The organism is Pseudomonas putida (genome assembly GCF_028682175.1).
GTDB lineage: Bacteria > Pseudomonadota > Gammaproteobacteria > Pseudomonadales > Pseudomonadaceae > Aquipseudomonas > Aquipseudomonas putida_AD.
The window spans coordinates 47,365-72,123 of record NZ_JANHKS010000013.1 but is presented as its reverse complement, the minus strand read 5'-3'; the positions used below and the strand labels follow the sequence as shown (position 1 = coordinate 72,123).

Sequence of the window (24,759 nt, the reverse complement as noted above, 5' to 3'; positions counted from 1 at the left end):
CGCCATCGCAGGTGAGCGGACTGACAGACGTAGTCATCAGGCTGAAACCTCGCTGTGGTGGGCCTGGCGAAAGTAGTTCGCCAGCCAGTGCAGCAACGGCAGCACCAGCGCCCAGATCGCGGCAAGGATCAGCGCACTGGGCCACACCCCCAGCGGCAGTTGAACGTAGGTCAGGTGCGAGCCGGCAATGTAGGACGCCGGGCCGCCCACGGCGCCCATGACACTGGCCAGCCACCAGCGCTTGCCGGACCACGCCAGGCAATGTCCCAGGGTGGTCGCCAGCAAGGGCCACAACAGCGCCAGCCACAGCGGGATTACCCGTCCGACCTCGCCGAAATCGAACACGCCGATTTTGATCAGCGCGCTGTCGAGCACGCAGCCCAGGGCGAACACGGTCATCAGCAGCTTGCCCTCGGCCCGCCAGGAGCCGATGAAACGCAGGTGCACGAGCAGGATCGCAAAGGGGATCAGCAACCAGCCACTGTTGCCGCCCAATACACAGGTGAACCATCCCAACTGAAACAAAACTGCGTTCAGTAGATTTCTAAGCATCGAAACGTCCCAACAAAGGCTGCGACATCGCCCGGGGCTTGGCCAGCAGCAATTGCGCGGTACCAATGGTGCGCTCAAGAAAACCGCCCTCGCAGTAGCATAGGTAAAACTCCCACAGGCGCAGGAAGTAATCGTCATAACCCAGTTGCGAAAGACGGCTGCTGGCGTGCCTGAAGTTCTCGTGCCACAGGCGCAGGGTGCGCGCGTAATGCAGGCCGAAGTCCTCCATGTGCAGCAGGTTCATGTCGGTGTCCCTGGCGACGACATCCAGCATCCGCGTGACCGAAGGCAAGGCGCCACCAGGGAAGATATAGCGCTGGATGAAGTCGACGCTGCGCCGCGCCTGTTCATAGCGCTGCTCACGGATGGTGATCGCTTGCAGCAGCATCAGGCCATCGTCCTTGAGCAGGCGCGTGCACTGCTTGAAGTAGGTGGACAGGAAGCGGTGGCCGACCGCCTCGATCATCTCGATGGACACCAGCTTGTCGTATTGCCCGGTCAGGTCGCGGTAGTCACTGAGCAGCAGGGTGATGCGGTCCTGCAGGCCCAGTTCGGCGATGCGCTGCTCGGTGTAGGCGAACTGCTCCTTGGAAAGCGTCGTGGTGGTGACCTTGCACCCGAAGTGCTGCGCCGCGTGGATCGCCATGCTGCCCCAGCCGGTGCCGATTTCGAGCAGGTGATCGCTGGGTTTGAGGGCAAGCTTCTGGCAGATACGCGTCAGTTTGTTCAGTTGCGCCTGCTCAAGGGTGTCGTCGGGGCTCTGGAACTGCGCGGCCGAGTACATCATGGTCGGGTCCAGGAACTGCTCGAACAGATCGTTGCCCAGGTCGTAGTGGGCGGCGATGTTCTTCTGCGAACCTTTGCGGGTGTTGCGGTTGAGCCAGTGCAGGCCGTGCACGAAGGGCCGTCCGAGCCTGGCCAGGCCACCTTCCATGGCGTCGAGCACATCCAGGTTGCTGACGAACACCCGGATCACGGCAGTAAGGTCAGGGCTGGTCCAGTACCCGTGGATGAACGCCTCCCCGGAGCCGATGGAGCCGTTGCTGGCGACCAGGCCCCAGACCGCCGGGTCATGCACGTGGATTTCGCCGAGGGTCTTGGAGCCCGCCGCGCCAAAGACATGGCGTTCATCGCCTTCATACACCACCAATTGGCCATGGCGCAGATGCGAAAGCTGGCGCAACACGCCTCGGCGCAACAGGCCCGAGGTCAGGCTGTTGGCGTTCAAGCCAGCAGCGAGGCTGTTACTTTTCATGGCGTCGATCCTCGGGTTGAACGGCGGCCGTGCGGTAGGTGCCTTCGGCGGCTTGATGGGAAAAAACCGGAACACGTTTGAGAAACAGGCGCAGCGCCTGCCAGTAGATGGCCAGGCAGGTCTTGGCGGTCATCCACGGGAAATCCCGCAGATGGCGATGCAGGGCGGAGCGATCCAGCGCCTGACGGTGCAGGTTCAGCGTGGCGTCGAACACTTTTTCATCGCCTTGCCAATCGGCCATGTGCACGCCCAGGCGCTCGCCGGGCGGGCTGAAACTCATGCGGTACTCAAGATCGGCTGGCAGAAACGGCGACACGTGAAAGGCCTTGGCCACGGCAAAGTGCTGGTGGCCCTCGCTGCCTGCCGGCAGCACGTAGTGATAGCGCTCGCGCCAGGGCGTGTTGGTGACTTCACAGACAATCGCCGCCAGCGAGCCATCGGTTTCGAAGCAATAGAAGAAGCTCACCGGGTTGAACGACAGGCCCCAACTGCGTGCTTGCGTCAGCAGGCAGACCCGGCCCTGGGGCGTGCGGCCCAGCGCGGTATGCAGAATTTCTCGCACGGAATCGATCAGAGACAGGCCGCGCCCGGTGTGTGCGCGCAGATAGTCGCTGTGGCGAAACGAAAACGGCGCAAGGCGACTGGCGCCGGACAGCGGTGACAGCTTCATCACCGCGTCCTGTTCGTCGAGGTCCAGGTACAGCATGCCGATGCGGTAAGTGAACGCATGGGCCTTCGGCGAGAAGCGCCGATGGGTCACCAGGCCGCTGTACAGGGCGCTGTTCATAGCGCCTCCCCGAATGCCGACGCCACGCGCAGCGCACTGACCACGCCATCCTCGTGAAAGCCGTTGGCCCAGTAGGCGCCGCAGTAATAACTGTGTTGCGCGCCGAGCAACTCCTGCCAGCGCGCTTGGGCGGCGATGCCCTTGAGGCTGTATTGCGGATGGGCGTAGCGGTAGCGGGCGAGGATCTTGTGCGGGTCGATCGCCGGCGTCTGGTTCAGGCTGACGCAGAACGTGGTATCGCTCTCGATGCCTTGCAGGATATTCATCGCGTAGGTCACCGCTGCCGACTGATCCCCCGCGCCGCCGAGCCGGTAGTTCCAGCTGGCCCAGGCCAGTGGGCGCTTGGGCAGCAGGCGAGTGTCGGTGTGCAGCACCACGTCGTTGTCGGCGTAGGGCAGGGCGCCGAGGATTTCCCGTTCGGCGTGGCTGGGTTCGGCCAGCATTCCCAGCGCCTGATCGCTGTGGCAGGCGAAGATCACCTTGTCGAAGCGCTCGCCGTTGCTGCTGCCCCCGCTATGGATCGTCACGCCGTCACTGTCACGCTCGACCCGGCTCACCGGGCATTGCAGGCGAATGCGCTCGCGAAACGGCGCGGTCAGCGGTTCGATGTAGCGGCTGGAACCGCCCTCGATCACGCACCACTGCGGTCGATTGCTGACCGACAACAGGCCGTGGTTCTTGAAGAAGCGCACGAAGAATTGCAGCGGGAACGCCAGCATGTCGGCCAGCGACATCGACCAGATCGCCGCGCCCATGGGCACGATGTAATGGTCGGTGAAGCGCTGCCCGTAACCCTCGGACTTGAGGTATGCGCCCAGGGTGGTGTCGGCGGCGATACGCTGGCTTTGCAGATCGGCCAGCGCCTGTTTGTTGAAGCGCAGAATGTCGCGCAGCATGCCCCAGAAGGATGGCGACAACAGGTTGCTGCGCTGGGCGAACAGGCTGTTGAGGTTGTTGCCGTTGTACTCGGTCTGGCTGCGCGGGTCGCTCACCGAAAAGCTCATCTCGGTGGGTTTGAAGGCGACGCCCAGGGTGTCCAGCAGCTTGATGAAGTTGGGGTAGGTCCAGTCATTGAAGACGATGAAACCGGTGTCGATGGCGTGGCTCTTGCCGTTCACCGTGACGTTGACGGTGTGGGTATGCCCGCCGATCCAGTCATTGGCTTCGAAGACCGTGATGTCGTGGGCCCGGTTCAGCAACCAGGCGCAGGTCAGGCCGGAAATGCCGCTGCCGATAATCGCGATCTTCATGCCGAGCTCCCGCTCTGCCTGGCGTCACGGACCATGCGTTTGCCCAGCGCCAGTTGCAGGCGCTCGGGGAGCAGGGCGAGGAGTTTCAGGGACAGGATCAAGGGCCAGGGAAAGGCGACTTCCATGGGGCGGCGGTTTTTTTGCAGACGCTGCGCGATGAACCGCGCGGCTTTCGGCGCGGGCCAGCTCATGGGCATCGGGAAGTCGTTCTTGCGGGTCAGGGGCGTATCGACGAACCCTGGGCTGACCACCGTGACATCGATCCCTTCGCGGGCCAGGTCGATGCGCAGGGAGCGAAACAGGTAGCGCAGACCGGCCTTCGACGCGCCGTAGGCTTCGGAGCGGGTCAGTGGCAGGTAGGCCACGGAGCTGGCGACCCCAACCAGATGCGGCCTCTGGCCCAGGCGCAGCAGGTGCAGCGCCTCCTGGATGCAATAGGATGTGGCGATCAGGTTGGTGGTGACCACCCGCTCGACCAGTTGCGCATCGAACCGGGTGGCGTCGATGTACTCGCAGGTGCCGGCGTTGAGAATCGCCGTGTCCACCGCACCCCAGACCTGTGCGATGCGCTCGCCGATGGCCTTCACCTGCTCAGGGTCGGTGATGTCGCCGGGTGCGAGCAGCACCTGGCGCGGGAAGCGCTGGTCCAGGGCCTCCAGCGGCTCGAGGTTGCGCGCCGTCAGGGCAAGCTGGTGCCCGGCGTTCAGCAGTTCTTCAGCCAGGGCCAGGCCGATGCCGCTGCTGGCACCGGTCAGCCAGATGCGCCGTTTCATCCCAGTCGCCCCTTAAGCCAGCGGATCATCCTGCCCATGACGGGCAGGTGTTCATAGAGCAGGGCGCCTGCGTCGAAGAAATCCCGATGCTGGAACACCTTGTTGTCGGTCCATAGCAAGTGTGAACAACCCTGCACGGCGATCGGCTCGCCATGCTTGAGATGGGCGTGGCGCACGGTCATGGTCCAGCGCAGGTAGCCTTTGCCTTCGCGGACCTGGTCGAAGGCGTGGAATTCGAACTGCAGGTCCGTGACGTTTGCGTACAGGTCAGCGAAATATTTCTGCAGCGCCGGCAGCCCGTGGACTTCATGCAGCGGGTCGGTGAAAGCGATGTCGTCGCTGTACAGCTCGCCGAGGCGGTGCAGGTTGTCCTTGTCCAGTTCGGCGAAACGCCGGGCGTAATCGCGCAGGAATTCACTCATGGTCTTGAGTCTCTGCTTGTCGATGGGGCAGGGATTTGAACGCGGCCAGTGCGCGCTCGCGGCTGGATTTCAGGTCGACGATGGGCCGTGGATAACCCTGGACGCCAAACAGGCCGCCCATTGCCGATGGATCGTGGATGTCGCGTTTGTTCAGCTCGGCCAGTTCAGGAACCCAGTGCTTGATGAACAGCCCTTCAGGGTCGAAGCGCTCGGACTGGCTGACCGGATTGAAGATCCGGAAATAGGGCGAAGAGTCGGTGCCGGTGGACGAACTCCACTGCCAGCCGCCGTTGTTGGCCGCCAGATCGCCATCGATCAGGTGCTGCATGAAGAACCGCTCGCCTTCGCGCCAGTCCAGCAGCAGGTTTTTGGTCAGGTACATCGCCACCACCATGCGCAGGCGGTTGTGCATCCAGCCGGTTTCCAGCAATTGGCGCATGGCGGCGTCGACCAGGGGCAGCCCGGTGCGGCCCTGTTGCCAGGCTTCCAGGTCCTTGGGGGCATGGCGCCACTTCAGCGCTTCGGTTTCAGGGCGGAAGGCTCGATGGCGGGATACCCGCGGGAAACCCACCAGGACGTGCTTGTAGAACTCGCGCCAGATCAACTCGTTGATCCAGGTGACGGCGCCCTGGCTGCCGGATTCGAACTCGCCATGGTTGCTGCGCAGGGCGGCGTGCAGGCACTGGCGCGGCGAAACCACGCCCGCCGCCAGGTACGCAGACAACTGGCTGGTGCCGGGTTTGGCCGGGAAATCCCGCTCGTCGTTGTAGTAATGCACCTGGTCGTCGGTGAAGTGCTCAAGGCGCTTGCGTGCCTCGTCTTCCCCCGCCGGCCAGAGCTTGCGCAGCGCCTGGGACGGCGTGGCGAAACCCTTGACGCTGTCGGGCACTTCGTCGCTCTTGATATGCACCGGCGACTGCTTGTGGGGCAGGCGCACCACCGACGGCACCGAGTGGTGCAGACGGCCGTAACAGACCTTGCGAAACTGGGTGTAGACCTTGAAATAGCCGCCGCTCTTGGTCAGCACGCTGCCCGGCTTGAAGAACAACTGATCCAGATGGCTGTGAAACGCGATGCCCTGCTTATCCAGTGCGGCGGCCACCTCGCGGTCCCGGCTCTGTTCGTTGACACCGTATTCTTCGTTGACGTGAACCTGCTCGACCCCATGCTCCTTGCAAAGATCCGCCAGGGCCTTGGGCGCCTTGTCCCAGGTGTTGGCGTGAACGATCAGCAGCGGCACGTTCAGGGCCTTGAGTTCGGTCTGCAACGCCTTGAGGTTGCGCAGCCAGAAGTCGACCTTGCAGGCGGCGTCGTCGTGCAACTGCCATTGGCCGGGACTGATCATGTACAGCGCAATCGTCGGCCCCTGATGCATGGCAGCGCTCAGGGCGGTGTTGTCATGTACGCGCAGGTCGGTGCGCAGCCAGAAGAGTTGCATGGTCATTCCTTAGATGAGCCCCAGCCGCTGCAGGGCGGTCTGGGTGGTCAGCGGGTCTTCGGCAAGGGTGAGTCCGGCGACCTCACTGACAGATACGGTCAACTCGGCCGAATGGATGCGCACCGTCGGTCCGATAATCAGTTTCGGGCAATCGATATTGTTCAGCAGGCGCGGCAACTGGCTCAGGTTCAGTGACTTGCTGGAGTACAAGAGCACCGCGCGAGGCTTGAGATGTTCGCAGGCCAGGCCCAGCTCGCCCGGCGGCACCGGCCAGTCGAAGACTTCCACGGGGCAGTCGGCGCTGCTGATCAGCCAGGCGGTCAGCCACAGGTGCGGCTCCAGCGGGACATCGGACTGATTGATCAGCAGGAACGGCGCACCACTGACCTGGCGGTTGTTGTGGTACAGGCGTGCGCCAAACTTGCTGCGCAGCCAGGAGTAGAAGAACACCCGCTCCATCTGCGCGCCGAATTGGCCTTGCCAGCGCTGTTCCAGGGCGGCCAGCAACGGCAGCAACAATTGCTCGCACAACGTGCGCGGCGGGTAGAGCGACATGGCCTGGTTGACGGTTTCGTCCAGCTTGCGCTCGGCCAGGTTGCTGATCGCTTGCAGGAGCGTCTGGCGCAGCCGGTCCCAGTCGCTTTCGACATCGGGAGGCGGCGTCTGCTGGCTGTCGATCAGGTTCTTGACCTGGCTGACGGCCACACCGCGATTGAGCCAGGTGAGGATGGTCAGCACCCGCTCGACATGTTCGGTGCTGTACAGACGGTGCCCCTTGGGCGTGCGATGGGGGACGATCAGGCCGTAGCGGCGTTCCCAGGCACGCAGGGTCACGGCGTTGACGCCGGTCAGGCGCGCCACCTCGCGGATCGGCAGCCAGCCGTGTTCGATGGCCTGGGCGTATTCGTGCGGATCGTCGGCGAGGGCTTCTGGATTGGAATTGTTCATGGGTCAGATCGCATTGCGCAGGCTGAGGTTTTCCGGATGCGGTTGCAGGTAAACCTGTAGCGCGATGTAAGGGTCCGGGTGTTGGCGAAAGTGGTGCTTGAGCAGCGTCAGCGGCACTACCAGCGGCACGATGCCTTGGTGGTACTGGTTGATGAGCCCCTGGATTTCCTGCTTGTCGGAAGCGCTGATGGTTTCGCGCAGGTAGCCGCAGATGTGTTGCAGGACATTGGTATGGGTGCGGCGGGTGGCCGGTTTTTTCAGGGCGGTCATCAGCTCGCTGAAATAACGCGGGGCGATTTCGGCGGGATCGCTGCGCCCCATGTTGCCCAGCAGGCTGCCCAGCGCCTTGTACTGCATGGGGTCGTTGGCCATCAGCTGGTACTTGTAGCGCGAGTGAAACTCGGTGAGCGCGCGGCGGGTGATGCCGGCTTTGAGCAACTCTTGCCAGGCGGCGTAGGCGAATACCCGGGTAATGAAATTCTCCCGAAGCACGGGATCATTCAGGCGCCCGTCTTCTTCCACCGGCAGGTTGGGGTGCTGCTCGCAGAAGGCCTGGGCGTAGATGCCACGGCCCCCTTCGTCGAACGGCGCGCCGTTGGGGCGATAGACCTTGACCCGCTCCAGGCCGCAGGACGGGGATTTCTGCATGAAGATGTAGCCGCAGATGTCATCCATTTCCCGGGCCATGTGTGTGCCGTAGTCGGCCAGCGGTTGGGTGACGTTCATGTCCTCGTGGACAGTGCCCACCGCCTGCGGGTGCGCGGGATCGCCCACCAGGCGGATGGCTTCGCGAGGGATACCCATGCCGATGGCGACTTCAGGGCAGGCGGGGACGAAATCGAAATATTCGTTCAGGGCGCGGGTGAGCAGATGGGATTCCTTGTGCCCGCCGTTGTAGCGAACCTCGACTCCCATCAGGCAGGCGCTTACGCCCAGTTTGGGTCTGGATGTGTGTTGCGGCGATTGATCCGCAGGCGTGGACATGGCAAAACCTCGATAAGCGACTTGTACAACTTGTAATGGTTGTACAACTTAGCTTCATCATAGGTTTGGAGTTGTACAAGTCAAATTATTTGTACAAGGTTTTTGCGGAGCCGTGGGCAGTGTAGGAGCGCGCTTGCCCGCGACGGCGGTTGTGCATCCGACACTTTTCCATCGAATGCACCGCCCATTCGCCGGCAAGCGCGCTCCTACGGTTTTGGCTATGCCCAAGAATATGGAACCGATCCAAATCCTGTAGGAGTGAGCTCGGTCTGGGCCGCATTCGGACGATGGCGACCTTGAGATCGTTCCCGCCGGCAAGCCGTGCTGCTACGGGGGGGGCGGCGTTGAGCCATTGCGTAGACAAGGCAAACAGCTCAGAGCTTCCAGCCCATCAGCCAGCTCTGCTCATCCTGCAGCACCTGCCAGGCCATTCGCTCGCTGCGTTTGGTCAGTACGGCCTGCAATTCGACGTCCAGCACGGTGCCTTCTTCATCGCAGAAGAGCTCGGTAACCAGGAAGTGTTTCTCGCGGTTTCGGGGATGGGCTGCTGTCCATTTCGACAGCAGCAATTTGCGCGGGTTGAGACGATTCACTTCAGGTGTTCAAGCAAGCGACGTGCTGCCTCCTGGCCGCTGAGCCATGCGCCTTCGACACGCCCGGACAGGCACCAGTCGCCGCACACGTAAAGGCCCAGATCCGGATCGGACAGCGCGCCGACTTCGCGTCCTCCGGCAGGGCGGGCGTACAGCCAGCGGTGGGCGAGGGTGAAGGCCGGGGCGGGCATTGCGCAGTTCATCAACTCGGCGAAGGCCCCGTGCAGATGGTCGATCACCTGTTCCTTGGGCATGTCCAGGTGCTGGCGGCTCCAGGCGCTGGTCGCGTGCAGCACCCAGGTGTCCATGCGGTCGTCGCGGCCGGGCTTGCTGCGGTTGCGCGCCAGCCAGTCCAGCGGGCTGTCTTGAACGAAGCAGCCTTCGAGCGGTGTATCGAGCGGGGTATCGAACGCCAGCGCGACCGCCCAGGTCGGCTCCATCTTCACGCCCGCCACCACACTGGCGAGCTTGGGCACCGAGGCCAGCAGGGTCGAAGCCTGCGGTGCGGGGATGGCGATGACCACCTGACTGAAGGGGCCGTGGGTGCGGCCATCGGTGTCGATCAGGTTCCAGTGCTCTTCGCCCCGGAACACTTCGGCGATGCGGCAGGAAAACGTGACCGGCATGTCGCCAAGCATGGCGCGGGTGATGGCGCTCATGCGCGGCGTCCCTACCCAGCGGACCTGTTCGTCCGGGGAAAGGCTGAGCTGGCCGCCGTGGAAGTTGTACAGCAGCGGCGCCCATTCGGCGACGTGACCTTCGGCCTGCCACTGCTGAACGGCAGCGGCAAAGCGGCGGTCGCGGGCCGTGAAGTATTGCGCGCCCATGTCGAGCGAGCCTGCATCGCTGCGCTTACTGGACATCCTGCCGCCCGGGCCGCGGCTCTTGTCGAACAGGTGAATGCCATGCTCGGCGGCTTGCAGCGCCCGGGCGGCAGAGAGTCCGGCGATGCCGGTACCGATGATTGCGATGGGTACAGTCATGGGGGCCTCGTTACCTTGTCTGCACAGACTACGCCGTCGTTGAAACCTGTACAATTCTGTTTTTCGGTATAACTTGGCGTCCTTCGACGTTCAGGACGCAGACCGCTCTGGCGATCAATCTTGAGTCTGACGCTTCACGAAAAACGTTCAACTCTACGAACGGATTAATCGAACGGATGCGGATGAGGTCGTTCTCTATAGCGTGGCCTATGGTTCAACAATGCGCTTCGTTCAGAAGCACTTTGTTTGTGAAGAAATAGACTACTGATTTGCGACGAACGCCACGCGAGGAACTCAGTCATGCACATCTTGCTGACCGGCGGTACAGGTCTGATAGGTCGTCGGCTTTGTCGGCACTGGCTCGATCAGGGCCATCAATTGACGGTCTGGAGTCGCAGGCCCGAACAGGTCGCGCGGCTGTGTGGCGCTGGCGTGCGCGGCATTGCCCATCCCGACGATTACGGCAGCCAGCCGGTCGATGCCGTCATCAACCTGGCCGGTGCGCCTATTGCCGATCGCCCCTGGACCCGCAAGCGCCGGCTGCTGCTGTGGGACAGCCGCATCACCCTCACCGAGCAACTGGTGAGCTGGCTTGAGCGGCGAGAGCAGAAACCCGCTGTATTGATTTCCGGCTCGGCCGTGGGCTGGTATGGCGATGGTGGCGAGCGTGAGCTGGATGAAAACGCCGGGCCCGTCAGCGAAGATTTCGCCAGCCAGCTTTGCATCGCCTGGGAGGAAACGGCGCAGCGGGCGCAGGCGCTGGGCATTCGCGTGGTGTTGCTGCGAACAGGTCTGGTGCTGGCCCCCGACGGCGGCATGATGCAGCGGCTTTTGCCGCCGTTCAAAATGGGTCTGGGCGGACCGATTGGCAACGGGCGCCAGTGGATGCCGTGGATTCATATCGATGACCAAATCGCTGCGATTGATTTTCTGTTGAACCGTGAAGACGCCGAAGGTCCTTATAATGCCTGCGCGCCATCACCGGTTCGCAATCGTGATTTCGCCAAAACCCTGGCCGAGATACTGCACCGCCCGGCGTTCATGCCCATGCCCGCTTTGGCCTTGCGCGTGTTGATGGGCGAGTTGTCGATTCTGCTGTTGGGCGGCCAGCGCGCACGCCCGGCCCGGTTGCAGGCTGCCGGGTTCACTTTCCGATTCACCGAGCTGCACGCGGCCCTGGAAAACCTTTTGGGCCGCCACTGACATAAGGTGTTGCATGACCGATCACGCACTACTGCTGGTTAACCTGGGCTCACCGGCCTCCACCGAGGTCGCGGACGTACGTCGTTACCTCAACCAGTTCCTGATGGACCCCTATGTCATCGATCTGCCGTGGCCGGTCCGGCGCCTGCTGGTGTCGCTGATCCTCATCAAGCGCCCGGAACAATCGGCCCACGCCTACGCCTCGATCTGGTGGGACGAAGGCTCGCCTCTGGTGGTGCTCAGCAAGCGTCTGCAACAGGCCATGACCGGGGAGTGGACCCAGGGCCCGGTGGAACTGGCGATGCGCTACGGCGAGCCGTCGATTGAAACGGTGCTGACCCGGCTGGCGAGCCAGGGCATCAAGAAGGTCACGCTGGCGCCGCTTTATCCGCAGTTCGCCGACAGCACGGTGACCACGGTGGTCGAAGAGGCCCGGCGGGTGATTCGCGATAAAAAGCTGAGTTTCGATCTGGCGCTGCTGCCGCCGTTCTTCAATCAACCTGAATACCTTGATGCATTGGTGGAGAGCGTGCGTCCGCATCTGACACAGGAATTCGATCACCTGTTGCTGAGCTTCCACGGCTTGCCCGAACGACATATCACCAAACTGGACCCTACCGGCAGTCATTGCTTCAAGAACGGCAATTGCTGTGAGAACGCGACGCCTGAAGTCCTTGCCGTGTGTTATCGCGCGCAATGCATGCGTTCATCCGCCGAGTTCGCCGAGCGGATGGGACTGCCCGATGCCAAATGGTCGGTGTCGTTCCAGTCGCGACTGGGCCGCGCCAAATGGATCGAACCCTACACCGAGGCGCATCTGGCCGAACTGGCGGGGCAGGGGGTGAAGAAGCTGCTGGTTATGTGCCCGGCGTTCGTTGCTGATTGCATCGAGACACTGGAGGAGATTGGTGATCGCGGGGCCGAGCAGTTCAAGGAGGCGGGGGGCGAGGAGCTGGTGTTGATTCCGTGCCTCAATGACGACCCGAACTGGGCGAAGGCTTTGAATGCGCTGTGTGAGCGTGCGCCGGTGATGAAGCTTTAGGAGAGCTGTAGGAGCACGCCCACTCCTACAGGTTTAAGGCGGACAGTGTGGGAGCGGGCTTGCCCGCGAATGCGTCAAGACAGACGCTGCGATGCTGACTGAAAATCCCTCATCGCGAGCAAGCTCACTCCTACAGGTTTTGCGTCATCACAGACGCCGCAAAGCCTTACGGCATCTGATCATCCAGACGCTTGTTCTTCCAGCCATCGTTGCCCGGCAGGATCAGGTTCAGCAGAATCGCAGTCACCGCACACAGCGCAATGCCTTTCATGCCGAAGTCATCCGGACCGTTGCCGGTGCCGATCAGTACGCCGCCAATGCCAAACACCAGCGTCACCGACACGATCACCAGATTGCGTGCCTCGGCGAGATCGACCTTGTGGCGAATCATGGTGTTCAGGCCCACGGCCGCGATCGATCCGAACAGCAGGCACAGGATGCCGCCCATCACGGGTACCGGAATGCTCTGCAGCAGCGCGCCGAACTTGCCGACAAACGCCAGGGTGATGGCGAATACCGCCGCCCAGGTCATGATCTTCGGGTTGTAGTTCTTGGTCAGCATCACCGCGCCGGTCACTTCGGCGTAGGTGGTGTTGGGCGGGCCGCCGAACGCGCCGGCCACCGTAGTGGCGATGCCGTCACCGAGCAGGGTGCGATGCAGGCCAGGCTTTTTCAGGTAGTCGCGACCGGTCACGCTGCCCACTGCAATCACGCCGCCGATGTGTTCGATGGCTGGCGCCAAGGCGACCGGCACGATGAACAGAATGGCCTGCCAGTTGAACTCTGGTGCTGTGAACTTCGGCAGTTCCAGCCATGGCGCTGCGGAGATCTTCGCCACGTCCACCACGCCGAACCAGAACGACAGCGCGAAACCCACCAGCACGCCGGAGATGATCGGCACCAGGCGGAAGATGCCCTTGCCGAACACCGCGACGATCAGCGTGGTCAGCAGAGCTGCCATGGAGATCGAGATCGCGACGTGGTACGGAATCAGTTCGGCTGCACCGTCACCGGTCCTGCCCATGGCCATGTTCGCGGCAATGGGTGCCATCGCCAGGCCAATCGAAATCACCACGGGACCAATCACCACCGGCGGCAGCAAGCGGTCGATGAATCCGGTGCCCTTGATCTTCACCGCCAGGCCCAGGAAGGTGTAGACGAAGCCTGCCGCCATCACGCCGCCCATGGTCGCCGCCAGGCCGAACTGGCCCTTGGCAAGAATGATCGGGGTGATGAATGCGAAGCTGGAAGCCAGGAAAACCGGCACCTGACGGCCTGTCACCACCTGGAAGCACAGCGTGCCCAGACCTGCGGTGAACAGCGCAACGTTGGGATCAAGCCCTGTAATCAATGGCATCAGCACCAGCGCGCCGAAGGCCACGAACAGCATCTGCGCACCCGACAGCACGGTGCGCCACAACGGGTCGTTGAACTCATCCTGCTTCATCAGGCGTCCTTCTGCTTGGTGCCGAAGATCTTGTCACCGGCATCGCCCAGGCCCGGAATGATGTAGCCGTGCTCGTTCAGGCGCTGATCGACGGATGCGGTATACATCTGCACGTCCGGGTGAGCCTTCTCGACCACCTCGATGCCTTCGGGCGCCGCCACCAGCACCATGGCGCGGATGTCCTTGCAGCCGGCTTTCTTCAGCAGGTCGATGGTGGCGACCATCGAGCCGCCGGTGGCGAGCATCGGGTCGATGATCAACGCCAGGCGCTGGTCGATTTCCGGCGCGAGCTTTTCAAGGTAGGTGTGCGCTTCGAGGGTTTCCTCGTTGCGCGCCACGCCCACGGCGCTGACCTTGGCGCCCGGGATCAGGCTGAGCACGCCCTCGAGCATGCCGATGCCGGCGCGCAGGATCGGCACCACGGTGATCTTCTTGCCAGCGATCTTCTCGACCTGAACGGTACCGGCCCAGCCCTGAATGTCGTAGGTTTCCAGCGGCAGGTCCTTGGTCGCTTCGTAGGTCAGCAGTGCGCCGACTTCCTGAGCCAGTTCACGGAAATTCTTGGTGCTGATATCAGCACGGCGCATAAGGCCGAGCTTGTGACGGATCAGCGGATGGCGGATCTCACGAATGGGCATAGGGGGAAGGCTCCAGCGGGCGGGCAAAAAAAACGGCTTAGATTAATCTATTCAGCTGTAACTTGTCTTACCGGTTAGGTTCAGCTTTCTTACATTAATGGGACGTCAGTTCTACGTTAGTCCAGAAACGCTTGCTCTGACGAAGCCGGATGCGTACCTTTGCCCGCTTTTCCTTACCCAGCCCCCCTTGGAGAGCGTCATGTCCGCTGATCTCGAGCATATCCGTCAAATCATGCGCGAGGCTGACTGCCTGTACACGAACGACGAAGTCGAGGCGTCCATCGCCCGCGTTGGCGAGCAAATCAACAGCGTGCTGGCCGACCGCAACCCGGTCGTGTTCTGCGTGATGAACGGCGGTCTGATTTTCGCCGGCAAGCTGCTGACGCATCTGAACTTCCCTCTGGAAGCGTCCTACCTGCACGCCACCCGCTACCGCAACGAAACCAGCGGCGGCGAGCTGTTCTGGAAAGCCAAGCCGGAAGTGTCGTTCATCGACCGCGACGTGCTCATCATCGACGACATCCTCGACGAGGGTCACACCCTGGGCGCGATCATCGACTTCTGCAAACACGCCGGCGCCCGCGCCGTGCACACCGCAGTGCTGATCAACAAGGATCACGATCGCAAGGCGCGTCCTGACCTGAAGGCCGATTTCGTCGGCTTGCCATGCATCGACCGTTACATCTTCGGTTACGGCATGGACTACAAAGGCTACTGGCGCAATGCGGCCGGTATCTTCGCCGTCAAGGGGATGTAAGCCATGAGCGCGCCACGTTACATGGATGCATCGCTGTTCCAGGGGCTTGCTGGCAAGGCAAAGGACAGCCCCCGTGGGCGCGCTCATCACAACTTCCACGAGATGGAAGAGCCGTGCCATCGGATGATGGTCGGGATGCAGCCCGAAACCTACATCCCGCCGCACCGTCATCTGAGCCCGGACAAGGCTGAAGCCTTGCTGGTGCTCAAGGGCAAGCTGGGCCTGCTGGTTTTCAGTGAGCAGGGCGAGCTGCTGGACAAGCGCGTGCTCGAGGCCGGTGGCGAATGCGTGGGCGTCGATCTGTCGCCCGGTGTCTTCCATGCCCTGGTGGTGCTGGCCCCCGACACACTGATGTTCGAGTGCAAGGCCGGTCCTTACCGCCCGGTCAGTGAAGCGGAGATGGCCCACTGGGCGCCTCGCGAAGGCGACGCCGGAGTGGCCGCCTATCACGCCTGGATGCTGGCACAGTTCGCCGAAGCCTGATCGACGCCCCTGATGCCCGTCGCGCTGCAGCCGGCAGCGAAACCCGTTGTGCCCCATGCTAGAGTGCTCCCCTGTTTTCCTGGGGAGCCACCATGTCTTTGTCATTGCGCCGTCGTGCTGCGTTGCTGGCCCTGTTGTGCCTGCCACTCAGCGCTCCTGTTTTTGCCGAACCCATGCACGCCCAGTACCTGCCGCCCGACGAATTGTCGGTGCGCGAGGGCGAGCCCGAGCAACAGCAATTGCTGCAGATCACCGACTATACGGTGGTGGTCGGCAGCCAGCGTCAGTCCAACCAGCAGCCGATTCCGGTGACGTCCCCCTTGAGCCTGAGCCTCAAAGGCAAGCCGATGAATAAGGGCGCGACCATCGCGCAGGTCTTGGTTCACTTCGACGGCGAAAGCAAAAGCCTGAAAAAACCGGCCTACGATGAATCGAGTCGGACCCTGACCCTGTACTACCCACCGAGCCAATACCGCGTGCTGGTCGATCTGCTGCGCAATGAAAAGGTCTACGTCCAGTTCCTCAGCTACGCCAACGGGCATGTCTGGGCCGATCTGCACACCGGCAGCGTACGAGCGCGTTGAGCCCGGGACCGGGCGAGGGGTAAACTGCCCGCCCCGTGAATGTCTTGCAAGTCAGTTGGAGTCAGCAATGCGTAAAGATAAGAAGCAGGTGATTGGCGATGAAATCGGCGACGCCCAGATCAAGCTGTTCCTGGATTTCGAACCGGCCGATGCCACTTCGCCGTCGCTGCACAAACTGATCAAGGCCTACCGTGGCCTGCGTATCGATGACTTCGAGCGTTTTCTGGCGTTCTTCAAGGAAGCCGGCTACGACCTCGATGGCAAGGACGAACAGGGCAATGATTTCGTCGCGATCATCAAGGATCAGCGTAACGCCGAAGACTATATCGAGCTGATCGAGAAGGCCCGAGGCTGATCGCAGACAGTCTGCGCAGTGGGCGAGTGATGCGGATTGTTGCTGCAAAACTGAAAGCCACGCTGCGTGGGCGTGGCTTTCAGTGATCTCACTGATTCAGGGCAAGCCCTGAATCAAGCGAAGCTTGCCGCCTGGCTGCTCGAAACCAGGTCCAGGCTCTCGTCGCTCTGGGCGCTGACACGCTGGTACAGCTGCGCGTCGGTTTCCAGGGCTTTTTCCCGAGCCGGGAAGATTTCGTTCAGTTTGGGGGCCCATTCGGTGCGGGCTTTCTCAGGGAAGCAGCGTTCGATCAGGTCGAGCATGATCGATACGGTCACCGAAGCACCTGGGGAGGCGCCCAGCAGCGCTGCAAGGGAACCGTCCTTGGCCGAAACCAGTTCGGTACCGAATTGCAGGACACCGCCTTTCTTCGGATCTTTCTTGATGATCTGCACGCGCTGACCGGCCACTTCCAGGCGCCAGTCTTCGGCTTTGGCTTCCGGATAGAAGCGACGCAGGGCATCCAGACGCTGTTCCATCGACTGCCGCACTTCGCTGATCAGGTACTTGGTCAGGTCCATGTTGTCGCGGGCCACGGCCAGCATCGGCGCAATGTTGGCGGCGCGGATCGACAGCGGCAGGTCCATCAGCGAGCCGTGCTTGAGGAACTTGGTGGTGAAGCCGGCGTACGGGCCGAACAGCAGGGAGGTCTTGCCGTCGACGACGCGGGTGTCCAGGTGCGGAACCGACATCGGTGGCGAACCCACGGCGGCCTGGCTGTAGACCTTGGCCTGGTGGCGCTTGACCACTTCAGGGTTGTCGCAACGCAGCCACTGGCCGCTGACCGGGAAGCCGCCGAAACCCTTGCCTTCTTCGATGCCCGACATCTGCAGCAGCGGCAGGGCCGCGCCGCCGGCGCCGAGGAACACGAACTTGGCGTCGATTTCGCGGGTCCCGCCGCTGTTGACGTCCTTGATGGTCACGCTCCAGCCGTCGCCTTTGCGGGCAAGGCCGGTGACGCGCTTGCAGTACTTGACCTGCGCATCGGGTGCGCTGGACAGGTGCTTGAGCAGCTGGTTGGTCAGGTTGCCGAAGTTTACGTCCGTGCCATGCATGACGCGGGTGGCGGCAATCGGCTCGTCGGCCGGGCGGCCCGGCATCATCAGCGGCATCCACTCGGCCAGCTTGGCCTTGTCTTCGGTGTATTCCATGGACGCGAAGGCGTGGTGCTTGTGCAGCGCCTCGTAGCGTTTCTTCAGGAACGACATGCCTTTTTCGCCCTGAACGAAGCTCAGGTGCGGCACCGGTGTAATGAAGGAACGGGCAGAGCCAAAGCTGCCTTTGCGCGCCAGATACGCCCAGAACTGCTTCGAGACTTCGAACTGGGTGTTGATGTGGATCGCTTTCTTGATGTCGATCGAGCCGTCGGCCGCCTGCGGCGTGTAGTTCAGCTCGCACAGGCCTGCGTGGCCGGTACCGGCGTTGTTCCATGGATTGGAACTCTCTGCGGCACCGGAATCCATCAGCTCGACGACTTCGAGTTTGAGGCTCGGATCAAGCTCCTTCAGCAGCACTGCGAGGGTGGCACTCATGATGCCGGCCCCGACAAGTACTACATCCACTGCTTCGTTATGCGCCATTAACGCGTCTCCAAAATCTGCAGCACCAAATTGACGACATGGGATCCCGAGGTCAGTTGCCAGGTGTGGGCGTCGCGGTCTTCGCGGGGTGCCTTTCACGACCTGGCCGGGTCGTCATGTCCGATTCTTCGCAATTCTTTGCACTTGCTCGCACGCCTTCATCGGGCCCGGGTCGATGCTCTTATAGAGAGCATGAACTCATTTTTTGGCCCCGACAGCCATTCGACCATCGTCAAGACGTCCGGTCATGCAGCCCGATCCGTAACGGAAAGGGCTCAGGCTCCGGTTGAGGAGGCTGCGTTGCGCGCGGTCCTGTGCAAGGGGGCTGGGTCAGACGCTAATGGTGCATTTACAAACGCGTAACTATTCATTTGCTCGCCACACTCTTGTGAAGTTGTGAAAACCCGTTTTTTTTCACGCTCTTTTGGAGACGCGAACCTCAAAAAAGGCTGCGCGATGGCAGCACTGGCAGATCATGTTCCAGCACAGTGTGGGCATTGGCGTGGGCGAATGGTTCGAGCGAATCGAGTTTTTTCGCACCGGCAAGGCGGACACACGACGCTGCACGTGTCTGTGTGGAAGGCTCTCTGTGGGCGATACGGAGGTGTTGATAACGGCATCAACGGTGCTGCGAGGCCCGATCAGGAGACGTCCTTATAATCGGGGGGAGATTATAGCGATGAAACGCGCAGAATTGATCCAGTAAAAATGACTTTTATTCGCCGTTCGGTCAGATGCTGAGCAATTGGCGGGCGGTAATCGCACGCGGGCGTGGGCTGACCCGTACGTTGGACGGCAAGGGCTGGTGCAGCCAGCTCAAGCGGGCCTCGCTGATTTCCACCCAGCCGCTGCCTTGTGGCTGCGCTGCGCAGTGCTTGAACGCCATGCAGACGCCGTGCTGATCCAAGCGAGCGAAGTGGCGATACCGGCGACGTGGCGAGAACAGAGACCAGAGAAAGTCCATGGTCGGACTCCTTGTTGGGGGCTGTGAAAATTATGTCGTGCGGCGATGACATCCCTGTGACGAGGTGATTGCACATTGAAGTTTTACAGCGACACGGCGCCGTCATGATGCGGAACCGGTGCGATGGCATTTTGTCTTATCTTTACGCTAGTGAGCGGCCACAGGAGGTCGTTATACTGCGGCACATTTAGTGCCTTGGCCCATGGAGAAATGAGCATGTTGCGTCGTGTTTTGTTCGGTTTGCTTGCTGTAGGCAGTCTGACGCTGGTGGGTTGTGCCCACAGCCCGCAGTCACTCAACCCGCAACCCAAGCTGAACAGCCAGCTGGCGCCGGTCGGCCATGGTCAGCAAGTGGTGGTGCGCGTGGTGGACGGTCGCCAGTCGCAGACCTTGGGCACCCGTGGCGGCCTGTACCCTGAAACCAGTTCTATCACCGTCAATGGCCAGCAACTGGTGCCGCAGTTGCAGGCTCAGGCCGAAGCGGCCGTGCGCCTGCTGGGCTTCACCCCGGTTCAGGGCGGCAACGGCCCGCAGTTGACCATCACCCTGGCTGACCTGAAGTACCAGTCGCCGAAAGAAGGCCTGTACGTGACGGAAGCCAACATCAGCTCGACCTTCCGCGCTGACGTGCAGAACAATGGCCGCAGCTACAGCGGTCGCTATGCCGCCTCGCTGGACCAGCGCTTCGGCATGGCGCCCAACGAAGAGACCAACACCAAGCTGATCGGCGATGTGCTCAGCGATGCGCTGACCCGTCTGTTCCAGGACCAGACCATCGGTCAGATGCTGGGCCAGTAAGCCTCAGGATCGCTACGAAAAAGCCCCGGTATCGCGAGATGCCGGGGCTTTTTGCGTTCTGCTACGGACCTGTAGGAGTGAGCTTGCTCGCGATGGGGTATGTCAGATGTCGATTTCGCGACGGTCAGATCGCTATCGCGAGCAAGCTCACTCCTACAGGGATTGGGTGTTTTAGGCGGCCTGGTAGAAATCCAGAAAGCTGAACCCCGTCTGCAGGTCAACCTCGGGCAGGTCGTGATGCTGGTGCCCGCCCAGCGCGCAATAGACCAGCCAGTGGCGGTCCTGGACGTTGAAAGCCAGACCATCGATCAAGGCTTGTTGTTCGTCGCTTTCGGCGATGAGATAGAGGCGATCCTGGTTGCGGGCGTGCAGCATGACGGGCTCCGTGTCGGGTGGGGTGGGGCTACACAGTGACCGGTTCAGGTGACGTTAAGGTGACACGCAGTACCGTTATCGTCAGTTGCAACCGAATCTGCCGCGCCTCCTCGCCAGGCGCCCTCGAGGCCCCCATGTCTGTCCTCTCGCAATCTCCCGGGATCATCCTCAACCTGTTCGCATTGCTGGCGGCCGGCCCCGGCATCTGGCTGCTGCACACCACCCGCAGCCGGGAGCAACGCGAGACCTCGCACCTGAACAGCCTCACCGAGCAGGCGCCTATCGACGAGCCGATGCACCTGATGGACGTGGCAACGCTGCGCATGATCCGCCAGAGCTACCGCATCGGTGCGGCGTGCCTGGCGTTTGCGCTGGCGTTGTCGTGGGTGAGTACCAAGCTCTGAAGTTCAACTGACGTTGAACCCCTGTAGCAGCACGGCTTGCCGGCGGGGGCGGTGGGGCAGCGAATGATGCATTGACTGACACGACGCCCCCGCCGGCAAGCCGTGCTGCTACGGGGTGTTTGGCGCGTGGTTCAGAGAGGCAAGCCGGCCTTGACCCGATACTGATTGCGCACCGGTGTCGCATATTGCAGCACCAGGTAAGGCCGGTGTTCGGCCGGGCAACCTTCCAGGCGGCGCTGCCATTCTTCCCTGGCGCGCTCCAGCTCTTCTGCCGGGAACACCTGGGCAGCACCTGGCACGTTCAGTTCAGGATCGGCGTCGACCCATTGTGCGTAGGCCAGGTAGTGCACAGGAAACAGGCGATAGCCGCCCAGGATCTGCTTGTCCATTTCCACCGCCAGTTGCTTGGTGTCTTCGAACAGCCCGGTGACCGGCGGGGCAAAGTTGACGTGCACCCGGCCTTTGTAGCCGGTGATGCCCAGCGCGATGCTGACGTCATCCTCGCCCGGCGCCTTGGTGTAGCTGCCGGTGGTGGCACGAATGTACAGCTCGCGGGCCTTGGCGTGATCGCATGGGTCATATTCGTAGCTGATCGACACCGGCGTCAGGTTCAGCGACTGGATGACTTCGCCGAACGGCTCGTCCTTGCGGCTCATGTGGAACATCTTGAGGATCGCCGATTCGGTGCGATCGTCGCCATCCTTGGCGCGTCCTTCGGCCTGGGCGATCCAGATCGAGGCGCAGTCATTGCGGATGGAGTGGTTGATGTAGGCCGACAGCAACTGATAAGCCGCCATCTTTTCCCGGCGTCCGGCGATGGAGCGATGCACGATGAAGCTCTTGTTCAGGCGCATCAGGTCGCTGACGAAGGGTTTTTGCAGCAGGTTGTCGCCAATGGCGATGCGTGGCGTGGGCAGGCCCGCGTGGTACACCGCGTAGTTGACGAACGCCGGGTCCATCACGATGTCGCGGTGGTTGGCCAGAAACAGATAGGCCACGCCCGACTTGAACTGCTCGACGCCGGTGTAGGTCACACCATCGGTGGCACGTTCGATTGTGTGATCGACGTAATGCTCGACCTTGTCCTGCAAGGCCGCGACCGACTCGATACCGGCAAACTGACGGCGCAGCTTGCGCGCGATGGCCGGCTGCAGCACCCAGCCCAGGGTATTGGCCAGGCGCGGAAAGCGGAAATGCGTGAGGATCGACAGGAACGCCTTGTCACCCAGCAGCCGGTCGAGAACGGCTTTTACTTCGGTGTCGTCGTACGGTCGGATGGCATCGAATTCGCCCATCATGCTCTCTTTCAGGAAACGGCTAGGGTAAAGGTAGGTCAGGCTCAGATGCTGAGATAGTGGCCGGACCGCAAACAAGTCGGCGATTATACGCAAAACTGCGCCCGGAGACTGTGATGCAGGAAATACAGGACTATGACTGCCCTTATTGCGGCGAGCCGGTCGAAGCAGTGCTGGATCTTTCAGGCGGCGACCAGACCTACATCGAAGATTGTCCGGTGTGTTGCCGGCCCATCATTTTCAGCCTGCACACGGACGGGGAAGACTGGACACTGGACGTGCGTAGCGAGAATGAATGATGCGCAAGATCTATGAGCCGGAAAACATGATGGAAGGCGAGTTGCTGCAGTCGATGCTGGCCAGCGAAGGCATCAAGTCGCATATCACCGGCCGCCACCTGCTCGGCGGAATCGGCGAATTGCCAGTGTTCGGTTTGCTGGGTCTTGCGGTGGACGATGAGCAGGCCGAACGGGCGCGGCAGTTGATCACTGAGTACAATGGCGCCTTCGTGCTGCCCGGTGAGGAACCTGACAGCTATCCCGATGTGTTGTTGTGCTGAAACCGGTACGGCGTCGCTTCATCCGCTTACAAGACGAGTTGGCCCCAACCCATGTGTGGACGTTATGCCCTGTTTCGCTGGACGCCAGCCTTTGCCGCCTTGCCCGGTTTCCCCGCAGGCCAGCAGGCGCAATGGAACATTTCTCCGGCCGATTCGGTGCTGATGGTTCGGGCAGGCGAGGAGGGTGGTCGGGAAGTGGCCCGGGCCCGCTGGGGGCTGACGCCGCCCTGGCTCACTGACATGTCCCGTACCCCGGCCCATGCCCGGGCTGAAACCCTGGCCGAACAACCGATGTTTCGCCAGGCGTTCCGCGAACGCCGCTGCCTGCTGCCGGCAAACGGCTTCTATGAATGGCGCGGTACGGTGCGCAAGCGTCCGTTCTGGCTGACGCCGGGGGAGGGTTCGTCGCTGTACTTCGCGGCGATCTGGGAGGCGTATCCGGTTGAAGGCCACACCTATCTGAGTGTGGCGGTGGTCACCCAGCCTGCGATGAACCAGCGCCGGCCGCTGATTCTCGACGAGGAAGGCCAGTCCCAGTGGCTGGACCCGAACAGCTCGCTGATCACCCTGCAATCACTGCTCGCCGTCCCGCAGGCACCGCTGCGCGAGCGGCCATTGGCCAATCTGGTGAACGATCCCAAGCTCAATGCGCCGGAGTGCCTGACGCCGCTTTAAGGCAGCTCACAAATCCCGTAGCAGCACGGCTTGCCGGCGGGCGCGGTGGATCAGCCAATGATGCATCGACTGACACGACGCCCCCGCCGGCAAGCCGTGCTGCTACGAGGCGGGGTGAGTCTGGTTTTCTTACACCCTGAACTGATTGATCAACCGGCGCTGCTGCTCCGCCAGCTTGGTCAGTTCCGCGCTGGCCTGGCTTGATTCATCCGCGCCGCCGGCCACTTCGTTGGCGACCTGGCCGATATTGATCACGTTGCGGTTGATGTCGTCGGCCACTGCACTCTGTTCCTCGGCAGCGCTGGCAATCTGGGTGTTCATGTCGTTGATGACCGACACCGCCCTGGTAATGCTTTCCAGCGCCTGGGCGGCCTCGGCAGCGTGGCCCACGCTTTCGTCGGTCTTGGTCTGGCTGTCTTCCATGACCTTGACCACCTGCCGCGTGCCGGTTTGCAGTTGCTGGATCATGCTCTGGATTTCTTCGGTCGCCTGCTGAGTCTTCTGCGCCAGGTTGCGAACCTCGTCCGCCACCACCGCAAAGCCGCGACCCTGTTCGCCCGCACGGGCCGCCTCGATGGCTGCGTTCAGGGCCAGCAGGTTGGTCTGCTCGGCGATGCCACGGATGGCCGTCAGGATCGCGTTGATGTTCTCGCTGTCCTTGGCCAGGGTCTGGACCACGCCAACCGCACGGCCGATTTCCACCGCCAGTTCGCTGATGGAGTTCGAGGTGTTGTGCACGATGCGCATGCCCTGGTTGGCCGCGTCGTCGGCATGGTTGGCGGCTTGCGCGGCCTGGGTCGCATTGCGCGCCACGTCCTGGGCGGTGGCGGTCATTTCGTGAACGGCGGTGGCCACCAGATCGATCTCGGCCATCTGCTTGTGCACGCCCTTGTTGGTGCGGATGGCGATGTCGGCGGTGTGTTCCGAGGAATCGCTGACCTTCTGCACCGAGGTCACCACTTGGGTAATCATCGCCTGCAGCTTGCCCAGGAAGGTATTGAAGCCGCTGGCGATAGCGCCCAGTTCGTCTGCACGGTCGCTGGTCAGGCGGCGGGTCAGGTCACCTTCGCCCTTGGCGATATCGTCGAGCATGGCAACCATCTGCTTGAGCGGACGGGCGATGCCGCGGCCCACGAGCCAGACGATCAGCAGGCCGAGCGCGGCAATCCCCAGGCCGACGACGGTCATGCCGAAGATGTCGGTGTCGCGCTGGTGCGCCAGGTCTTTCTGCAGTTTCTGCAGGTCAGCCATGACCGCATCGACCGGCATGCGGATCATCAGGGTCCAGCGGGCGTCGGTGTTGCCGATGCCGAACGGCAGGTACAGCTCGATGTGGCCGTGCTCCTTGTCGATGTCGTAACGCACTTCGCCTTTGGTGAGGGTATTGAGGTTGGCGACTTCGTTGGCGTCCAGAATCTCGCTGGCCTTCTCGCCCAGCTTGCTGGTGTCCTTGGTGTAGGCCACCAGCCGGCCGTTGGTGGCGATCAGGGCCAGGTCGCCTGCGCTGTTGTAGAGCTTCTTGTCGGCGTTCTCCAGCATGTCCTGGATGAAGTTCACCGACAGGTCGGCGCCGACG

At 62.1% G+C, this 24,759-nt stretch carries 29 protein-coding genes and 1 pseudogene; 11 read left to right on the top strand and 19 right to left on the bottom strand.

The genetic code is table 11. The features are described from left to right. Positions 1–36: 36 nt before the first annotated feature. The 11 genes from NPS29_RS11765 to NPS29_RS11715 all read right to left on the bottom strand — a co-directional run bounded on the left by NPS29_RS11765 (position 37) and on the right by NPS29_RS11715 (position 9,985). On the bottom strand, positions 37–552 hold the full coding sequence (locus NPS29_RS11765; protein ID WP_274132713.1) for a DUF2878 domain-containing protein: 516 nt from the start codon (positions 550–552) through the stop codon (positions 37–39). Further along, complete coding sequence (locus NPS29_RS11760) at positions 545–1,807, bottom strand: SAM-dependent methyltransferase (protein WP_274132712.1); 1,263 nt, start codon at positions 1,805–1,807, stop codon at positions 545–547. The genes NPS29_RS11765 and NPS29_RS11760 overlap by 8 nt, the downstream gene beginning before the upstream one ends. Beyond that, on the bottom strand, positions 1,797–2,594 hold the full coding sequence (locus NPS29_RS11755) for a DUF1365 domain-containing protein (RefSeq protein ID WP_274132711.1): 798 nt from the start codon (positions 2,592–2,594) through the stop codon (positions 1,797–1,799). Before NPS29_RS11755 ends, NPS29_RS11760 begins: the two co-directional genes overlap by 11 nt. Then, complete coding sequence (locus NPS29_RS11750; RefSeq protein ID WP_274132710.1) at positions 2,591–3,844, bottom strand: NAD(P)/FAD-dependent oxidoreductase; 1,254 nt, start codon at positions 3,842–3,844, stop codon at positions 2,591–2,593. Before NPS29_RS11750 ends, NPS29_RS11755 begins: the two co-directional genes overlap by 4 nt. Then, positions 3,841–4,617: an SDR family NAD(P)-dependent oxidoreductase gene (locus NPS29_RS11745; protein WP_274132709.1), complete on the bottom strand. Its 777-nt coding sequence runs from the start codon at positions 4,615–4,617 to the stop codon at positions 3,841–3,843. The genes NPS29_RS11750 and NPS29_RS11745 overlap by 4 nt, the downstream gene beginning before the upstream one ends. Continuing rightward, positions 4,614–5,039, bottom strand: a complete 426-nt coding sequence (locus tag NPS29_RS11740; protein ID WP_274132708.1) for a nuclear transport factor 2 family protein — start codon at positions 5,037–5,039, stop codon at positions 4,614–4,616. The genes NPS29_RS11745 and NPS29_RS11740 overlap by 4 nt, the downstream gene beginning before the upstream one ends. Next, complete coding sequence (gene phrB, locus NPS29_RS11735; RefSeq protein ID WP_274132707.1) at positions 5,032–6,477, bottom strand: deoxyribodipyrimidine photo-lyase; 1,446 nt, start codon at positions 6,475–6,477, stop codon at positions 5,032–5,034. Before phrB ends, NPS29_RS11740 begins: the two co-directional genes overlap by 8 nt. A 9-nt stretch (positions 6,478–6,486) precedes the next feature. Continuing rightward, a complete protein-coding gene (locus NPS29_RS11730) occupies positions 6,487–7,425 on the bottom strand; it encodes a MerR family transcriptional regulator (protein WP_274132706.1) in 939 nt (312 codons plus the stop codon). A 3-nt stretch (positions 7,426–7,428) separates the two neighbouring features. Next, positions 7,429–8,409 carry a YbgA family protein gene (locus NPS29_RS11725; RefSeq protein WP_274132705.1) on the bottom strand — a complete coding sequence of 327 codons (981 nt, stop codon included), beginning with the start codon at positions 8,407–8,409 and terminating at the stop codon, positions 7,429–7,431. 374 nt (positions 8,410–8,783) lie between these two features. Next, on the bottom strand, positions 8,784–9,002 hold the full coding sequence (locus NPS29_RS11720; protein WP_274132704.1) for a TIGR02450 family Trp-rich protein: 219 nt from the start codon (positions 9,000–9,002) through the stop codon (positions 8,784–8,786). After that, positions 8,999–9,985, bottom strand: coding sequence for an NAD(P)/FAD-dependent oxidoreductase (locus NPS29_RS11715; protein WP_274132703.1), 987 nt, complete (start codon positions 9,983–9,985; stop codon positions 8,999–9,001). The genes NPS29_RS11720 and NPS29_RS11715 overlap by 4 nt, the downstream gene beginning before the upstream one ends. A gap of 300 nt (positions 9,986–10,285) precedes the next feature. Here NPS29_RS11715 and NPS29_RS11710 point away from each other — a divergent pair, with 300 nt between their 5' ends. Then, positions 10,286–11,188: a TIGR01777 family oxidoreductase gene (locus NPS29_RS11710; RefSeq protein ID WP_274132702.1), complete on the top strand. Its 903-nt coding sequence runs from the start codon at positions 10,286–10,288 to the stop codon at positions 11,186–11,188. A 13-nt stretch (positions 11,189–11,201) separates the two neighbouring features. Beyond that, on the top strand, positions 11,202–12,230 hold the full coding sequence (gene hemH, locus NPS29_RS11705; protein ID WP_274132701.1) for a ferrochelatase: 1,029 nt from the start codon (positions 11,202–11,204) through the stop codon (positions 12,228–12,230). Between the two features lie 166 nt (positions 12,231–12,396). Here the strand turns inward: hemH and NPS29_RS11700 are convergent, their stop codons facing one another. After that, positions 12,397–13,677, bottom strand: coding sequence for a uracil-xanthine permease family protein (locus NPS29_RS11700; RefSeq protein WP_274132700.1), 1,281 nt, complete (start codon positions 13,675–13,677; stop codon positions 12,397–12,399). Continuing rightward, positions 13,677–14,315, bottom strand: a complete 639-nt coding sequence (upp, locus tag NPS29_RS11695; RefSeq protein WP_274132699.1) for a uracil phosphoribosyltransferase — start codon at positions 14,313–14,315, stop codon at positions 13,677–13,679. The genes NPS29_RS11700 and upp overlap by 1 nt, the downstream gene beginning before the upstream one ends. 199 nt (positions 14,316–14,514) lie before the next feature. Between upp and NPS29_RS11690 the strand changes: the two genes are divergently transcribed. The 4 genes from NPS29_RS11690 to NPS29_RS11675 all read left to right on the top strand — a co-directional run bounded on the left by NPS29_RS11690 (position 14,515) and on the right by NPS29_RS11675 (position 16,494). Then, entirely contained in the window at positions 14,515–15,072 is a 558-nt protein-coding gene (locus tag NPS29_RS11690) for a hypoxanthine-guanine phosphoribosyltransferase (RefSeq protein WP_274132698.1), read from the top strand. Positions 15,073–15,075: 3 nt separating this feature from the next. After that, a complete protein-coding gene (locus tag NPS29_RS11685; protein ID WP_274132697.1) occupies positions 15,076–15,555 on the top strand; it encodes a WbuC family cupin fold metalloprotein in 480 nt (159 codons plus the stop codon). Between the two features lie 92 nt (positions 15,556–15,647). Next, the gene (locus NPS29_RS11680; RefSeq protein WP_274132696.1) at positions 15,648–16,139 is read left to right on the top strand and encodes a hypothetical protein; all 492 of its coding nucleotides are present in this window, start codon (positions 15,648–15,650) and stop codon (positions 16,137–16,139) included. Positions 16,140–16,206: 67 nt separating this feature from the next. Further along, the gene (locus NPS29_RS11675) at positions 16,207–16,494 is read left to right on the top strand and encodes a PA4642 family protein (RefSeq protein ID WP_274132695.1); all 288 of its coding nucleotides are present in this window, start codon (positions 16,207–16,209) and stop codon (positions 16,492–16,494) included. Between the two features lie 113 nt (positions 16,495–16,607). Here NPS29_RS11675 and mqo read toward each other — a convergent pair whose 3' ends face one another. Both mqo and NPS29_RS11665 read right to left on the bottom strand, forming a co-directional pair. Beyond that, positions 16,608–18,113, bottom strand: a complete 1,506-nt coding sequence (mqo, locus tag NPS29_RS11670; RefSeq protein ID WP_274132693.1) for a malate dehydrogenase (quinone) — start codon at positions 18,111–18,113, stop codon at positions 16,608–16,610. 730 nt (positions 18,114–18,843) lie between these two features. Continuing rightward, positions 18,844–19,077, bottom strand: coding sequence for a hypothetical protein (locus NPS29_RS11665; protein WP_274132692.1), 234 nt, complete (start codon positions 19,075–19,077; stop codon positions 18,844–18,846). 216 nt (positions 19,078–19,293) lie between these two features. Between NPS29_RS11665 and NPS29_RS11660 the strand changes: the two genes are divergently transcribed. Further along, on the top strand, positions 19,294–19,875 hold the full coding sequence (locus tag NPS29_RS11660; protein ID WP_274132690.1) for a YajG family lipoprotein: 582 nt from the start codon (positions 19,294–19,296) through the stop codon (positions 19,873–19,875). A gap of 171 nt (positions 19,876–20,046) precedes the next feature. Here the strand turns inward: NPS29_RS11660 and NPS29_RS11655 are convergent, their stop codons facing one another. Beyond that, the gene (locus NPS29_RS11655; protein ID WP_274132689.1) at positions 20,047–20,250 is read right to left on the bottom strand and encodes a hypothetical protein; all 204 of its coding nucleotides are present in this window, start codon (positions 20,248–20,250) and stop codon (positions 20,047–20,049) included. Positions 20,251–20,384: 134 nt separating this feature from the next. Here NPS29_RS11655 and NPS29_RS11650 point away from each other — a divergent pair, with 134 nt between their 5' ends. Beyond that, positions 20,385–20,654 (top strand): hypothetical protein, encoded by a 270-nt coding sequence (locus NPS29_RS11650; protein ID WP_274132688.1) that lies wholly within the window; start codon positions 20,385–20,387, stop codon positions 20,652–20,654. 131 nt (positions 20,655–20,785) lie between these two features. Here NPS29_RS11650 and NPS29_RS11645 read toward each other — a convergent pair whose 3' ends face one another. Further along, on the bottom strand, positions 20,786–21,949 hold the full coding sequence (locus NPS29_RS11645) for a 1-acyl-sn-glycerol-3-phosphate acyltransferase (protein ID WP_274132687.1): 1,164 nt from the start codon (positions 21,947–21,949) through the stop codon (positions 20,786–20,788). Between the two features lie 116 nt (positions 21,950–22,065). Here NPS29_RS11645 and NPS29_RS11640 point away from each other — a divergent pair, with 116 nt between their 5' ends. Genes NPS29_RS11640 through NPS29_RS11630 form a run of 3 tightly spaced genes read left to right on the top strand, consistent with a single transcriptional unit; the run spans position 22,066 to position 23,183 of the window. After that, a complete protein-coding gene (locus NPS29_RS11640; protein WP_274132686.1) occupies positions 22,066–22,248 on the top strand; it encodes a CPXCG motif-containing cysteine-rich protein in 183 nt (60 codons plus the stop codon). Beyond that, positions 22,248–22,508: a DUF2007 domain-containing protein gene (locus tag NPS29_RS11635; RefSeq protein ID WP_274132791.1), complete on the top strand. Its 261-nt coding sequence runs from the start codon at positions 22,248–22,250 to the stop codon at positions 22,506–22,508. Before NPS29_RS11640 ends, NPS29_RS11635 begins: the two co-directional genes overlap by 1 nt. Before the next feature lie 51 nt (positions 22,509–22,559). Further along, positions 22,560–23,183 (top strand): SOS response-associated peptidase, encoded by a 624-nt coding sequence (locus tag NPS29_RS11630; RefSeq protein WP_274132685.1) that lies wholly within the window; start codon positions 22,560–22,562, stop codon positions 23,181–23,183. Between the two features lie 129 nt (positions 23,184–23,312). Here NPS29_RS11630 and NPS29_RS28885 read toward each other — a convergent pair whose 3' ends face one another. Continuing rightward, positions 23,313–24,056 (bottom strand): methyl-accepting chemotaxis protein, encoded by a 744-nt coding sequence (locus NPS29_RS28885; protein ID WP_400605213.1) that lies wholly within the window; start codon positions 24,054–24,056, stop codon positions 23,313–23,315. A 111-nt stretch (positions 24,057–24,167) separates the two neighbouring features. Next, a pseudogene (locus NPS29_RS28880) lies at positions 24,168–24,371 on the bottom strand (HAMP domain-containing protein); the annotation flags it as partial. Positions 24,372–24,759 lie beyond the last annotated feature (388 nt).

Bases quoted from the DNA above. Each gene is read 5' to 3' on its own strand.
- NPS29_RS11765 (WP_274132713.1), bottom strand. From the start codon at position 552: ATGCTTAGAAATCTACTGAACGCAGTTTTGTTTCAGTTGGGATGGTTC.
- NPS29_RS11760 (WP_274132712.1), bottom strand. From the start codon at position 1,807: ATGAAAAGTAACAGCCTCGCTGCTGGCTTGAACGCCAACAGCCTGACC.
- NPS29_RS11755 (WP_274132711.1), bottom strand. From the start codon at position 2,594: ATGAACAGCGCCCTGTACAGCGGCCTGGTGACCCATCGGCGCTTCTCG.
- NPS29_RS11750 (WP_274132710.1), bottom strand. From the start codon at position 3,844: ATGAAGATCGCGATTATCGGCAGCGGCATTTCCGGCCTGACCTGCGCC.
- NPS29_RS11745 (WP_274132709.1), bottom strand. From the start codon at position 4,617: ATGAAACGGCGCATCTGGCTGACCGGTGCCAGCAGCGGCATCGGCCTG.
- NPS29_RS11740 (WP_274132708.1), bottom strand. From the start codon at position 5,039: ATGAGTGAATTCCTGCGCGATTACGCCCGGCGTTTCGCCGAACTGGAC.
- phrB (WP_274132707.1), bottom strand. From the start codon at position 6,477: ATGCAACTCTTCTGGCTGCGCACCGACCTGCGCGTACATGACAACACC.
- NPS29_RS11730 (WP_274132706.1), bottom strand. From the start codon at position 7,425: ATGAACAATTCCAATCCAGAAGCCCTCGCCGACGATCCGCACGAATAC.
- NPS29_RS11725 (WP_274132705.1), bottom strand. From the start codon at position 8,409: ATGTCCACGCCTGCGGATCAATCGCCGCAACACACATCCAGACCCAAA.
- NPS29_RS11715 (WP_274132703.1), bottom strand. From the start codon at position 9,985: ATGACTGTACCCATCGCAATCATCGGTACCGGCATCGCCGGACTCTCT.
- NPS29_RS11710 (WP_274132702.1), top strand. From the start codon at position 10,286: ATGCACATCTTGCTGACCGGCGGTACAGGTCTGATAGGTCGTCGGCTT.
- hemH (WP_274132701.1), top strand. From the start codon at position 11,202: ATGACCGATCACGCACTACTGCTGGTTAACCTGGGCTCACCGGCCTCC.
- NPS29_RS11700 (WP_274132700.1), bottom strand. From the start codon at position 13,677: ATGAAGCAGGATGAGTTCAACGACCCGTTGTGGCGCACCGTGCTGTCG.
- upp (WP_274132699.1), bottom strand. From the start codon at position 14,315: ATGCCCATTCGTGAGATCCGCCATCCGCTGATCCGTCACAAGCTCGGC.
- NPS29_RS11690 (WP_274132698.1), top strand. From the start codon at position 14,515: ATGTCCGCTGATCTCGAGCATATCCGTCAAATCATGCGCGAGGCTGAC.
- NPS29_RS11685 (WP_274132697.1), top strand. From the start codon at position 15,076: ATGAGCGCGCCACGTTACATGGATGCATCGCTGTTCCAGGGGCTTGCT.
- NPS29_RS11680 (WP_274132696.1), top strand. From the start codon at position 15,648: ATGTCTTTGTCATTGCGCCGTCGTGCTGCGTTGCTGGCCCTGTTGTGC.
- NPS29_RS11675 (WP_274132695.1), top strand. From the start codon at position 16,207: ATGCGTAAAGATAAGAAGCAGGTGATTGGCGATGAAATCGGCGACGCC.
- mqo (WP_274132693.1), bottom strand. From the start codon at position 18,113: ATGGCGCATAACGAAGCAGTGGATGTAGTACTTGTCGGGGCCGGCATC.
- NPS29_RS11665 (WP_274132692.1), bottom strand. From the start codon at position 19,077: ATGGACTTTCTCTGGTCTCTGTTCTCGCCACGTCGCCGGTATCGCCAC.
- NPS29_RS11660 (WP_274132690.1), top strand. From the start codon at position 19,294: ATGTTGCGTCGTGTTTTGTTCGGTTTGCTTGCTGTAGGCAGTCTGACG.
- NPS29_RS11655 (WP_274132689.1), bottom strand. From the start codon at position 20,250: ATGCTGCACGCCCGCAACCAGGATCGCCTCTATCTCATCGCCGAAAGC.
- NPS29_RS11650 (WP_274132688.1), top strand. From the start codon at position 20,385: ATGTCTGTCCTCTCGCAATCTCCCGGGATCATCCTCAACCTGTTCGCA.
- NPS29_RS11645 (WP_274132687.1), bottom strand. From the start codon at position 21,949: ATGGGCGAATTCGATGCCATCCGACCGTACGACGACACCGAAGTAAAA.
- NPS29_RS11640 (WP_274132686.1), top strand. From the start codon at position 22,066: ATGCAGGAAATACAGGACTATGACTGCCCTTATTGCGGCGAGCCGGTC.
- NPS29_RS11635 (WP_274132791.1), top strand. From the start codon at position 22,248: ATGCGCAAGATCTATGAGCCGGAAAACATGATGGAAGGCGAGTTGCTG.
- NPS29_RS11630 (WP_274132685.1), top strand. From the start codon at position 22,560: ATGTGTGGACGTTATGCCCTGTTTCGCTGGACGCCAGCCTTTGCCGCC.
- NPS29_RS28885 (WP_400605213.1), bottom strand. From the start codon at position 24,056: ATGGCCGAGATCGATCTGGTGGCCACCGCCGTTCACGAAATGACCGCC.